This is a genomic window from Kitasatospora sp. NPDC004531, from assembly GCF_053602195.1.
In genome coordinates this window covers 1-12,393 of the sequence record NZ_JBSGDD010000028.1, presented here as the reverse complement: position 1 = coordinate 12,393, position 12,393 = coordinate 1, and the positions used below count along the sequence as shown (strand labels likewise).

At 69.4% G+C, this 12,393-nt stretch carries 9 protein-coding genes and 1 pseudogene; 2 read left to right on the top strand and 8 right to left on the bottom strand.

Annotation, left to right across the window (positions count from 1 at the left end; translation table 11 throughout):
* Nucleotides 1-99: 99 nt before the first annotated feature.
* Nucleotides 100-711, top strand: a complete 612-nt coding sequence (locus ACWEMJ_RS14430) for a TetR/AcrR family transcriptional regulator (RefSeq protein WP_452137343.1) — start codon at nucleotides 100-102, stop codon at nucleotides 709-711.
* A gap of 56 nt (nucleotides 712-767) precedes the next feature.
* Here the strand turns inward: ACWEMJ_RS14430 and ACWEMJ_RS14425 are convergent, their stop codons facing one another.
* Nucleotides 768-1,724, bottom strand: a complete 957-nt coding sequence (locus ACWEMJ_RS14425; protein ID WP_452137342.1) for a M23 family metallopeptidase — start codon at nucleotides 1,722-1,724, stop codon at nucleotides 768-770.
* A gap of 353 nt (nucleotides 1,725-2,077) precedes the next feature.
* Here ACWEMJ_RS14425 and ACWEMJ_RS14420 point away from each other — a divergent pair, with 353 nt between their 5' ends.
* Complete coding sequence (locus ACWEMJ_RS14420) at nucleotides 2,078-3,184, top strand: threonine aldolase family protein (RefSeq protein WP_452137341.1); 1,107 nt, start codon at nucleotides 2,078-2,080, stop codon at nucleotides 3,182-3,184.
* 73 nt (nucleotides 3,185-3,257) lie between these two features.
* On the opposite strand, the gene ACWEMJ_RS14415 is transcribed toward ACWEMJ_RS14420, so the two are convergent.
* From ACWEMJ_RS14415 to lysX, 7 genes and pseudogenes are all read right to left on the bottom strand, one after another.
* The gene (locus tag ACWEMJ_RS14415; RefSeq protein ID WP_452137391.1) at nucleotides 3,258-5,591 is read right to left on the bottom strand and encodes an immune inhibitor A domain-containing protein; all 2,334 of its coding nucleotides are present in this window, start codon (nucleotides 5,589-5,591) and stop codon (nucleotides 3,258-3,260) included.
* A gap of 375 nt (nucleotides 5,592-5,966) precedes the next feature.
* Complete coding sequence (locus tag ACWEMJ_RS14410; RefSeq protein WP_452137340.1) at nucleotides 5,967-8,486, bottom strand: ATP-dependent Clp protease ATP-binding subunit; 2,520 nt, start codon at nucleotides 8,484-8,486, stop codon at nucleotides 5,967-5,969.
* Nucleotides 8,487-8,973: 487 nt separating this feature from the next.
* Nucleotides 8,974-9,333 carry a histone-like nucleoid-structuring protein Lsr2 gene (locus tag ACWEMJ_RS14405; RefSeq protein ID WP_452137339.1) on the bottom strand — a complete coding sequence of 120 codons (360 nt, stop codon included), beginning with the start codon at nucleotides 9,331-9,333 and terminating at the stop codon, nucleotides 8,974-8,976.
* 104 nt (nucleotides 9,334-9,437) lie between these two features.
* Nucleotides 9,438-9,965: an amino-acid N-acetyltransferase gene (locus tag ACWEMJ_RS14400; RefSeq protein ID WP_452137338.1), complete on the bottom strand. Its 528-nt coding sequence runs from the start codon at nucleotides 9,963-9,965 to the stop codon at nucleotides 9,438-9,440.
* Nucleotides 9,966-9,975: 10 nt separating this feature from the next.
* Entirely contained in the window at nucleotides 9,976-10,368 is a 393-nt protein-coding gene (locus tag ACWEMJ_RS14395; RefSeq protein WP_452137337.1) for a BlaI/MecI/CopY family transcriptional regulator, read from the bottom strand.
* Nucleotides 10,369-10,474: 106 nt separating this feature from the next.
* Nucleotides 10,475-10,627, bottom strand: coding sequence for a hypothetical protein (locus tag ACWEMJ_RS14390; RefSeq protein WP_180290497.1), 153 nt, complete (start codon nucleotides 10,625-10,627; stop codon nucleotides 10,475-10,477).
* Between the two features lie 5 nt (nucleotides 10,628-10,632).
* Nucleotides 10,633-12,189: pseudogene (lysX, locus tag ACWEMJ_RS14385) on the bottom strand (bifunctional lysylphosphatidylglycerol synthetase/lysine--tRNA ligase LysX); the annotation flags it as partial.
* Nucleotides 12,190-12,393 lie beyond the last annotated feature (204 nt).

Genomic DNA, 12,393 nt, shown 5'->3' with positions numbered 1-12,393 from the left:
TCAAGCCAGTTTCGGAGCAGCCCCTCTGGGCAGGGAGAATGCCAACAGAACCGGGCCTTGACACCCGTCCGCACCGCTTCACGAGGCAGGCCGCCAGCGATGACCACTCCCCAGAGCCCCCGCAGCGACACCCGAGCGCGGATCATCGACGTGGCGCTGGAGCTGTTCGCCGAGCACGGCTACGAGAAGACCTCGCTGCGCGAGATCGCCGACCGCCTCGGCGTCACCAAGGCCGCCCTCTACTACCACTTCAAGACCAAGGACGACATCGTCCGGGGCATCGTCGAGAAGATGGCCGCCCCGCTGGACGACGCCATCGCGTTCGGCGAGGGCAAGGACTGGTCGCCGGAACTGCGCGACGAACTGCTGCGCCGCTTCGCCGCCGGCATGGGTGAGCGGGCGCCGCTGCTGCGCTTCTTCCACGAGAACCAGCCCGCACTGCGGGAGTCCGCCGCCGGGCTGGCCTTCAAGGACCGGATGATCAAGATGATCAACCTGCTGCACGGGCCCGAGCCGACCTTCCGCGACAAGCTGCGCGCCACCGTCGCACTGACCTCCATGCACTCGGCGATGTTCCTGCTCAAGGCCGAAGTGTGCGATCCGGGCCAGGAATCGCACACCAGCTCGGGCACCACCCCGGACGAGGCGATGGAGGCGGCCCTGGAGGTCGCCCTGGAGGTCGCCGCACACATCGAGCCGCCCGCGCGCTGAGGCACGGACGGCTCGACGGTCGACGGGCTCCGGTCGACAGGAGGGGGAGCGGCGGATCAGAAGTTGTTCGCGCCGTGGCCCTTCAGGTAACCGATCGGGTCGATCACCTTCGCGTACTGGTTGGCGGTGCGGATCTCGAAGTGCAGGTGCGGGCCGGTCGAGTTGCCGGTGTTGCCGGACTTGCCGATCCGGTCGCCCGCCTGCACGTGCTGGCCGGCCTTCACACCCAGCTGCGACAGGTGCGCGTACTGGGCGAAGCGGCCGTCCTCCAGCTTCAGCACGACCTGGTTGCCGTACGCGCCGGCCCAGCCCGCCGACACCACGGTCGAGTTGCCGACCGCCACCAGCGGGGTGCCCACCGAGACCGCGAAGTCGGTACCGGTGTGGTAGCCGGCCGCGTACGAGGCGTTGGTCTTGTGGTACGGGTTGCTGATCGTCGCGCCCGGGGCGGGGGAGGACCAGTCCGGCTTCACCGGAGCGGGCTCGGGAGCGGGAGCGGGAGCGGGCGCGGGCTCGGGGGCCGGAGCCGGGGCAGGCTCGGGGGCCGGGGCCGGAGCGGGCTCGGGGGCCGGGGCCGGAGCGGGCTCGGGCTCGGGGGCCGGGGCCGGCTGCTCGGCCGGCTGCGGCTGCTCCTGGTGCTCGTCGGCGTGCTGCTCGGCCGGGTGCTCCTCGGCCGCCGGGTCCGCGAGCCGCTCCAGGTTGGCGGCGATCACGGCCAGCGGGCCGGTGGTGTCCTCCTGGACGGCCGGCTCGGTCAGCTGGAGCTCGCCCGGCTGCACCTCGGCCGTGCTGAACGGCGACTCGCCCAGTGCCGGAACGGTCTGCGCGGCGGCGTGCCCGCCGGGGATCAGCATCGCGCCGAAGGCGAGCACGGCGGCGCCGGTGGCGACCGCCGTGGCCGGGCCCCGGCGGGCCGGGACGATGGCGGAGGCGTCGGAGCCGGTGACGGACTGGACGTGGCGCATGCTGATCGCCTGGAGAATCCGGCGGCCGGTGACGGGGAAGTTGCGCATCGGGAGTCGGTACCTCACGGACGGGGCCAGAGCGGGGACCGAGCCGTGGGGCTCGCCGAACTGGTGGAACGACTCCGGTTGTAAACGACCCCCCGGGGCAGGCCCAAGAGTGTGACCTACGACGGCGCCTAGTGGGCGAAGCTCACGAAATAGCGGCCCGCGTGGTCGGACGAACCGGCCGGTCGGCCCGGAAACCTCCTACCGCCCGTCGTACCTCTCCGCGGGCCTGTGACCATCGCCACCGGGAAGCACCCGGGAAGCGCCCGGTTTGAACCCGAACCGCCCCGGGTAGAACCGGCCTCCGAACCAGCTGCGCCATCCGATCCCACCCAGCCGTCGGAGATGATCAGCTGATGAACGACATTCCGGTGCAGGACCGCCGCTTCACCGCCCGCCGCCGGGCCGACCGCCTGCTGTCCGGCAGCCGCCCGCAGACCGTCCGCGAGTCGCTCGCCGACCTCGCCGCGCTCGCCGACGGCCCCTACCCGCTCGACGAACCCACCGACCTGTACGGCAACGGCATCGTCCGCACCCTGGAGGTCCGCACCGCGGAACTGCTCGGCAAGCCCGACGCCGCCTACTTCCCGACCGGCACCATGGCCCAGCAGGCCGCCCTCAAGGCCTGGGCCGACACCCACGGCCCGGTGGTCGCGATGCACCCGCTCGCCCACCCCGAAGTCCACGAACGCCGCGCCCACCAGGTGCTCAGCGGCCTGCGCAGCGTCCCCCAGACCACCGGGCCCCGGCAGCCCACCGCCGCGCAGCTGGCCGCCTTGGACGAGCCGTTCGACGTGCTGATGCTGGAACTCCCGCTGCGCGACGCCGGGTTCGTGCTGCCCAGCTGGGAGGAGCTGACCGCGCTGTACGACTTCGCCGCCGACCGCGGCCTGCCGGTCCACCTGGACGGCGCCCGGCTGTGGGAGTCCGCCCCGCACCTCGGCCGGGGCCTGCCGGAGATCTGCGCCCGCGCCGGGTCGGTCTACGTTTCCTGCTACAAGTCGCTCGGCGGGCACAGCGGCGCCCTGGTCGCCGGCGAGGAGGAGTTCGTCCGCCGGATCAAGGTCTGGCGGCACCGCTACGGCGGCAAGCTCTGGCAGCAGTGGCCCGCCGTGCTGTCCGCGCTGGCCGGCCTGGACCACGAGCTGCCCCGGCTGCCCGCGTACGTGGCGCACGCCAAGGTGATCGCCGCCGCGCTCGCCGAGGCCCCCGGCGCCCGGATCAACCCGGAGCCGCCGCACACCCACCAGTTCCAGCTCTGGCTGCCGCACCCCGCCGAGCGCCTGATCGAGGCCGGCCACCGGCAGGCCGAGGAGCAGGGCGTGTCGCTGTTCGGCGGCTGGCTGGAGCCCGGCCCGCAGCCCGGCACGGCGATGACCGAGGTGACGGTCTCCGCCGCCGCCCTGGAGTGGACCGCCGCCGAGGTCACCGAGGCGATGACGGGCTTCCTCGCGCTGCTGTGACCGGGAACGGCACAGGGCCCCGGCGGTTCGAAAACCGCCGGGGCCCCGCTGTTCAGCCGTGCTCAGCCGAGCGTCACTTGTTGCGCTTGACGGAGATCAGGGCCTCCAGCTGGTTGTGCGACTGCCACAGCACCTCGATCTGGGTACCGGTCTTCGGCACCTGGACGCTGCTGTACGGGTTCGCGCTGTCCCAGTAGGTGTTCTTGCGGTCGTTGAAGACCGTCACGCCACGCTCGCTGGGGATCTTGGTCAGCGCGTCGGCCTTGTGCAGCTGCAGGCCGGTGGTGCGCTCGAAGCGGAAGGTCGAGTCGTAGCCCTGGAAGCGCGGGCGCATCAGGGTGCCGTCGTTCCACTTCAGCGGGGCCGGGTGGGCGTCGATCGGGAGGACCAGGCCCTGGCCGGGGTGGTTGGCCACGTTGTTGTCGGACTGCGAGGTGTCCCACAGCCAGATCAGGATGCCGTTCTGGTTGGCGTAGTGCTCCACCCAGTCCGGACGGGCGGCCGAACCGAAGTTGTACGGGCCGGTCTTCAGCGTGCTGTCGAAGGACACGTACTGGCGGTTCTCGACCAGGTAGTGCTGGTCGTAGTCCTTGGCGAACTTGCCGGTGATCCGGGAGAAGCCGGACGCGGTCCAGCCGTTGTCGCCGTTCTCGGCGCCGTCGGTGAACACGGCGGTGCCGTTCGCGGTGACCGCGATCTCGTCCAGGGCCAGGCCCTTGCCGTGCACGCCCGGGTCGGTGGTGTTGTGGAAGCGGAGCTTGATCGCCTTGCCGACGTACGCGTCCAGCGAGAACGACAGGTCGCCCCAGCCGTTCGAGTTGCCGGAGATGGAGTTCTCCGGCAGCGCGGTGCCGTTGAAGGTACCGGCCAGCGACGACCAGTTCTGGCCGCCGTCGGTGGAGACCTCGGCGTACGCGAAGTCGTAGTCCTGCTCCAGGTCGTACCAGGCCTTCGCGGTGAGCGAGGCCGAGGTCTTGCCGGTCAGGTCGACGTCACGGGTCAGGGTGACGTTCAGGTTGTCGGCGCTGCCGCTCCACCACTCGTTGCCACCCGCGAACGGGGTGTTGATCTCGGTGGTGACGGTCTTCTTCGGCAGGTCGACGATCAGACCCTGCTTGCGCTTGCTGTTGTACTCGGCCGGGCCGAGCAGGTTGACCGAGTCCTTGCCGGCCTTGGCGGTGTCGTAGTCCAGCCAGCCCAGCTTCAGCTTCGACCAGATGTCCAGGTCGTTCGGCATGTCGCCGATCTCGTTGCGGCCCTCGCCCAGCCAGGAACCCGAGGACATCAGGGTCCAGAAGCCGGCCGAGTTGTCGATGCCGGTGCCGCTGGTGTCGTACAGGTCCGGCAGGCCCAGGTCGTGGCCGTACTCGTGGGCGAACACGCCCAGGCCGCCGTTCTCCGGCTGCATGGTGTAGTCGCCGACCCACAGGCCGGTGCCGCCGATCGCGGTGCCACCGAGCTTGTTGTTCTCCGGACCGGTCTTGCCGGCCTGGTTGGCGTACACGTACGAGCGGTGCGCCCACAGGGCGTCGGTGCCCTGGACGCCGCCGCCGGCCGACTGGTCCTCACCGGCGTGGACGATCTGGAAGTGGTCCAGGTAGCCGTCCGGCTCGTTGAAGTTGCCGTTGCCGTTGAAGTCGTAACGGTCCCACTGGTCGTACTGCGCCAGGTCGGCCTTGATCTGGGCGTCGGTGCGGCCCTGGGCCTTCTGCGAGTCGACCCAGGCGTTGATGCCGTCGCGGATCAGGTCCTGCGCGTTGGCGCAGACGTGCTGGCCGCAGTAGTCCGAGCCGTAGCGGGCCTCGTTCCACGGGACCCGCACCCAGTCGGTGACCAGGCCGTCGACCGAGTAGCGGCCCGAGGACTGCTTCTCGTAGTAGGTCTTCAGCGACGGCTTGTTCGCCGCGAAGTAGATGTCCTGGTAGTGCGCCTGGTTGTAGTCCGCCTGCCAGGCCGTGGAGTTGTCCTTGGCGCGGTCCGGGGAGGCGATCTGGTTGTGCGCCGGGCCGGGGGTGCCGCCGTACTTCACCTTGCCGTCGGGGGTCTTGGTGGTGCTGTCCACCTGGTCGCCGAAGTCCACCAGGATCGTGAAGATCCGGTCGGTGCGCTCACGCGACAGCTCGACGTACTTGTCGCGGCCCAGCTTGATGGAGCTGCCGTTGCCGTGCTTCTCGACCTTCGCCGTGCCGTTGACCAGCTGCTCTATCGCGGCCTTCTGCTCGGCCTGCACCTTGTCGGTGAGCGGGCTCTGCAGCTCGCGGGGCACGGTGTCGTTCTGAATGGCGTCGGCCGGGTCCTTGGCCACCGGCGTCGCCGGGGCGGCGGTAGCCGTGCCCGGCAGCATGCCGACGCCGAGCGCGGCCGACACCGCGATGGCGGCGGAGGCCGCGGCGACCTTCTTGGTCATCTTCAACGTGGGACGTCCTCCCCTTACCGGCGTGGCGGATGGCCGGGCCGGTGAACCAATGCAAGACAGGTGGACGACATTTGACCCAAGGTCGAGTAAAAAAGAAAGACCTTGACCCTGGCATGGTCACGCCGCTATGCTCCGCCGACTCAAATCATCTGACGATCCGTCAATCTACCTACGGTGCCTGTGATCTCCGGGTCGGTCGCACTCGTACCGCGCCGAAGCCCACCCGTTCGGGCCCCCGAACCCCCGCATTCACAGCGCACGGAAACCTAAACAGTTTTTCAACTGAAAAAACCGGGCAGCGAAAAGCCGCCGCCCCCGACCTGATCAGGTCGGGGGCGGCGGCTCGAAACCCGCTTTGTGACGTATTTACTTCGTCAGATCCGGTCCGGTCGCCGTGACCGCCGCCGGAGTGTCCGCCACCGGGGACTTCTCCTCACCGCGGAAGGTGAACTTGGCGTCCTTGCCCTCGCCCTCCACACCGACGACCACGATGTGGCCGGCCCGCAGCTCACCGAACAGGATCTTCTCGGACAGGTGGTCCTCGATCTCCCGCTGGATCGTGCGGCGCAGCGGACGGGCGCCCAGGATCGGGTCGTAACCGCGCTTCGCCAGCAGCTTCTTGGCCTCGACGCTGAGCTCCATGCCCATGTCGCGGTCCTTCAGACGCTGGTCCACCTTCGCGATCATCAGGTCGACGATCTCGATGATGTTCGCCTCGGACAGCTGGTGGAACACCACGATGTCGTCGACGCGGTTCAGGAACTCGGGACGGAAGTGCTGCTTGAGCTCCTCGCCGACCTTCGCCTTCATCCGCTCGTAGCCGGTCTGGACGTCACCCGTGGCCGCGAAGCCCAGGTTGAAGCCCTTGGAGATGTCCCGGGTGCCGAGGTTGGTCGTCATGATGATGACCGTGTTCTTGAAGTCCACGACCCGGCCCTGGGAGTCGGTCAGGCGACCGTCCTCCAGGATCTGCAGCAGCGAGTTGAAGATGTCCGGGTGGGCCTTCTCGACCTCGTCGAACAGCACCACCGAGAACGGCTTGCGGCGCACCTTCTCGGTGAGCTGGCCGCCCTCTTCGTAACCCACGTATCCGGGCGGGGAGCCGAACAGCCGCGAAACGGTGTGCTTCTCCGAGAACTCGGACATGTCGAGCGCGATCAGCGCGTCCTCGTCCCCGAACAGGAACTCCGCCAGGGTCTTGGACAGCTCGGTCTTACCGACACCCGAGGGGCCGGCGAAGATGAACGAGCCACCGGGGCGCTTCGGGTCCTTCAGACCGGCCCGGGTGCGGCGGATCGCCTGGGAGAGCGCCTTGATGGCGTCCTCCTGGCCGATGACCCGCTTGTGCAGCTCGTCCTCCATGCGCAGCAGACGCGAGGACTCCTCCTCGGTCAGCTTGAAGACCGGGATGCCGGTGGCGGTGGCCAGGACCTCGGCGATGAGCTCCTCGTCCACCTCGGCCACGACGTCCATGTCGCCGGCCTTCCACTCCTTCTCCCGCTTGGCCTTCGCCTGGAGCAGCTGCTTCTCGTTGTCACGCAGGGACGCGGCCTTCTCGAAGTCCTGCGCGTCGATCGCGGACTCCTTCTCCCGGCGCACCTCGGCGATCTTCTCGTCGAACTCGCGCAGGTCCGGCGGCGCGGTCATCCGGCGGATGCGCATCCGGGAACCGGCCTCGTCGATCAGGTCGATCGCCTTGTCCGGCAGGAAGCGGTCCGAGATGTACCGATCGGCCAGGGTGGCGGCGGCGACCAGGGCGGCGTCGGTGATCGACACGCGGTGGTGCGCCTCGTACCGGTCGCGCAGGCCCTTGAGGATCTCGATGGTGTGCGGGAGCGAGGGCTCGGCGACCTGGATCGGCTGGAAGCGGCGCTCCAGCGCGGCGTCCTTCTCCAGGTGCTTGCGGTACTCGTCCAGCGTGGTGGCGCCGATGGTCTGGAGCTCACCGCGGGCCAGCATCGGCTTGAGGATGGAGGCGGCGTCGATCGCGCCCTCGGCGGCGCCCGCACCGACCAGGGTGTGCAGCTCGTCGATGAACAGGATGATGTCGCCGCGGGTGCGGATCTCCTTGAGCACCTTCTTCAGGCGCTCCTCGAAGTCACCGCGGTAGCGCGAGCCGGCCACCAGGGCGCCGAGGTCGAGCGTGTAGAGCTGCTTGTCCTTGAGCGTCTCCGGGACCTCGCCCTTGACGATCGCCTGGGCCAGGCCCTCGACGACGGCAGTCTTGCCGACGCCGGGCTCGCCGATCAGCACCGGGTTGTTCTTGGTGCGGCGGGACAGCACCTGCATGACCCGCTCGATCTCCTTCTCGCGCCCGATCACCGGGTCGAGCTTGGCCTCGCGGGCGGCCTGCGTCAGGTTCCGACCGAACTGGTCGAGCACCAGGGAGGTGGACGGGGTGCCCTCGGCCGGGCCGCCGGCCGTGGCCGACTCCTTGCCGCTGCTGGTGGAGTAGCCGGACAGCAGCTGGATCACCTGCTGGCGCACCCGGTTGAGATCGGCGCCCAGCTTCACCAGGACCTGGGCGGCGACGCCCTCGCCCTCGCGGATCAGGCCGAGCAGGATGTGCTCGGTGCCGATGTAGTTGTGGCCGAGCTGAAGGGCCTCGCGGAGCGACAGCTCCAGGACCTTCTTCGCCCGGGGGGTGAAGGGGATGTGACCGGACGGGGCCTGCTGGCCCTGGCCGATGATCTCCTCGACCTGCTGGCGGACCGCCTCGAGCGAGATGCCGAGGCTCTCCAGCGCCTTGGCGGCGACACCCTCGCCCTCGTGGATCAGGCCCAGGAGGATGTGCTCGGTGCCGATGTAGTTGTGGTTGAGCATCCGGGCTTCTTCCTGTGCCAGGACGACAACCCGCCGCGCGCGGTCGGTGAACCTCTCGAACATCGTTAATCGCTCCTCAGAGCGGTCGGTCAGTTCGGGGGCCGTCCCCGCCCTGTCCTTCCGCATGCTAGTCCCGCTCAGCGGCGCGGCTACGGAACTCCCACCGGAGCGGGAGAAACATGCTGCGCGACCAGCCGACACCTTTCCCAACCTGATGCTGGGAGACGGTGTTCCCAGCGGCGGGCCCGATGCACCGGATACCGCTACGCCAACGGCGAACACGGTCCGGTGGAACCGGTGGACCGGCCCCGCGCAGTGCTCCGGCCGGGCTCCTGCGACCCCGTCCACCTGCATTCATACCCGGTCGGGCGGCGGGTTTCGCGTGGTTTCCGGGGGGTGCTTGTTCGCCTGGCGAGAAGTCGGCCGGTCGAACGCCCGGGATGACGGGCCGTCAGGACGGCCGAGGCCCCGAACGGCGAGTGCCGGTCGAGGCCGCCCCGGGGCACCCGGGAGAACACCGGGTGCCCGAACCGCGGGCAGCCGCGAGGGCTCAGACGGAGGCGTGGGCCTTCTCGTACGCCTCGCGGACATTGCTCGGAACCCGGCCGCGGTCGTTGACCGGGAAGTTGTTCTCCTTCGCCCAGACGCGAATCTTGGCGGTGTCGGCCTGTCCGGCGGAGGCGGCGGAGCGGCCGGCGCTGCGGGCGCCGCCGCGACGCGGAGCGGTCAGTCGACCGCTCTGCTTCCGGCCCTTCTCGACGTACGGGGCCAGCAGGCCGCGAAGCTTCTCCGCGTTGTCGCTCTTCAGGTCGATCTCATAGGCCACGCCGTCCAGAGCGAACGTCACCGTCTCGTCCGCGGAGCCGCCGTCGAGATCGTCTTCCAGAATGACCTGAACCCTCTGTGCCACGGGCTTCCCTTTCCGCGATAACGGTCCATTGCCTAGTGAAAGGAAAGCGCCTTTTCCCGGAAAACACAAACCCCTGTGCCGCCGGTCGTGCCCGCGGAGCAGGATCAGAGGTGCAGCAGCATGCGCGAGTTGCCCAGTGTGTTCGGCTTCACCCGCTCCAGGTCGAGGAACTCGGCGACGCCTTCGTCGTACGAGCGCAGAAGTTCTTCATAGACTTCTGTGGCCACGACTGCCGGGTCTGCCGTACGATCGTCGTTTTCGCCGATCTCGACGAAGCCGTGTTTCGAGAAGAACGCCACCTCGAACGTCAGGCAGAAAATCCGACGGACGCCGAGCCAGCGGGCCGTCTCCAGCAGCTTGTCCAGCAGCAGGTGGCCGATGCCCAGGCCCTTGCAGACCGGATCGACCGCCAAGGTACGCACCTCGGCCAGGTCCTCCCACATCACGTGCAGGGCGCCACAGGCCACCACGCGGCCGTCCTCGTCGCGTTCGGCGACCCAGAACTCCTGGACGGATTCGAACAGGGTGACGGTCGGCTTGTCGAGCAGAATGCCGTCGCGGGAGTACGCGTCGATGAGCCGGCGAACGGCGCGCACGTCGGTGGTCCGCGCACGGCGGATGGTGACCTCCATGCCTGGGAACTTATCGTGCCTCGGGCGCGCGGGTCTCCTCGGTATCGACGGCCGCCACTCGCAGCGCGTCGCGCAGCCACTCGCGCTGTTCCGGAGACATCATCCCGAAGAAGTGCACCAGCGCCGCGGCCGGATTGTCACTCGTCGCCCAGGCGTCGTTCATCAGCGCGGCGGTGTAAGCCTCGCGCGAGGAGACCGGCTCATATCGGTATGCGCGCCCGGCGCGCTCCCGGCGCACCCAGCCCTTTCGATAGAGCTTGTCGAGCACCGTCATCACGGTCGTGTACGCGATTTCACGTTCCGAACGCAGATCCTGCAGAACCTCTCGAACGGTGACCGGGCGGTTCCACTGCCACACCCGGGTCATGATGTCGTTCTCGAGTTCTCCGAGTTGCCGCACCATAGTGCGGCCCAGGATAGGACCGAATCGGACAAAGGGCGGCAAATGGCAAACGGAACCGGCGCGCCGCTCCCCGAAAGGGGGAACGGCGCGCCGGTCTGCGGTCGGACTATTCGGCCGGGGAACGCGTCGCCATCGCCTCGGCGGCGGCGTCCTCCTTGGCCTTCTGCGCGCCGCCCTGGCTGCGGATGATGGCCCGCACCAGGAAGGCGAAACCGATCGCCATGACCAGCGGCGGCACGATCGCGCTGACGTACTCCATGAGTTCTACTCCTCGGTGTCCTCGTCGGCTTCGGTGGCCTTCTCGGCCCTGCCCGCCTTCTCCGGCTTCACCAGCGGGAACAGCACCGTCTCGCGGATGTTCTTGCCGGTGAGCAGCATGATCAGGCGGTCCACGCCGAGGCCGAGGCCGCCGGTGGGCGGCATCGCGTACTCCAGGGCGCGCAGGAAGTCTTCGTCCAGCTGCATCGCCTCGACGTCGCCGCCGGCCGCCAGCAGCGACTGCGCGGTCAGCCGGGCGCGCTGCTCGACCGGGTCGATCAGCTCCGAGTAGGCGGTGCCGATCTCGGTGCCGAAGATCACCAGGTCCCACTTCTCCGCGACGCCCTCGATCGAGCGGTGCTGGCGGGTCAGCGGGGACACCTCGGTGGGGTAGTCCTTGATGAAGGTCGGCTTGATCGCGTGGTGCTCCAGCAGGCGCTCGACCATCTCCAGGACGATCTGGCCGTGGCCCCACTCCTTCTCGTACGGGATGCCGGCCTCGTCGGCGAGCTTGCGCAGCTCGTCCACGGAGGTGGCCGGGGTGACCTCGGTGCCCAGGTGGGCGGAGATGCCCGGGTAGACCGAGACCTCCTGCCAGGGCTCGGCGAGGTCGATCTCGTGCTCGGCGCCGTCCGGGCCGAGGCCCCGGACCACGGTGGTGCCCAGCGCGTCCTGCGCGGCGTTCACGATGATCGCCCGGATCAGCTCGGCCTGGGTGTCGTAGTCGCCGTACGCCTCGTACGACTCCAGCGCGGTGAACTCCGGGTTGTGGGTGGCGTCCGCGCCCTCGTTGCGGAAGTTCCGGTTGATCTCGAAGACCTTCTCGGCGCCGCCGACCACCAGGCGCTTGAGGTACAGCTCGGTCGCGATCCGCAGGTACAGCTCGATGTCGTACGCGTTGATGTGCGTCCGGAACGGGCGGGCGTTGGCGCCGCCGTGGATCGGCTGCAGCATCGGGGTCTCGACTTCGAGGTAGCCGCGGTCCTCGTAGGTGCGGCGGATCGAGCGGATCACCCGGGTGCGCAGGTGCAGCATCTCGCGCGCCTCGGGGTTGACGATCAGGTCCACGTAGCGCTGGCGGACCCGGGCCTCCGGGTCGGTCAGGCCCTTGTGCTTGTCCGGCAGCGGGCGCAGGCACTTGGCGGTGAGCTCCCAGCGGTCCACCATCACGCTCAGCTCGCCGCGGCGGGAGGTGATCACCTCGCCCTCGACGCCGACCTGGTCGCCGAGGTCGATGTCGGTCTTCCAGGCCGCCAGCCGCTCCTCGCCCAGCTTGTCCAGGGACAGCATCACCTGGAGGTCGCCGGAGCCGTCGCGCAGGGTGGCGAAGCAGAGCTTGCCGCCGGTGCGGGCCAGGACGACCCGGCCGGTGATGCCCGCCCGCTCGCCGGTCGCGGTGTCCGGCGCCAGGCCCGGGTGCTTGTCCCGCAGCTCGGCGATGGTCGAGGTACGGGGGAAACCGACCGGGTACGGGTCGACGCCGGCGGCCCGCAGCCGGTCCAGCTTCTCGCGCCGGACGCGCATCTGCTCGGGAAGGTCGTCGGTCGCGGGGAGAGTGCTCTGATCGCTCACCCCACCAGGGTAGCCAGGCGCACGCGCTGTTCCGCCACGGGATATCGCGTCACGGCCACCCGCGCCGGAGCCCCGGGCCGCCGACCCGGAGCCCCGGGCCGCCGACCCGGCGGCCCGGGGCGCGTCAGCGGTGCGAGCCGCGGCGGCGGCGGGTCACCACGGCGATCACGGTGCCGCCCCGTACGATCGCGGCCG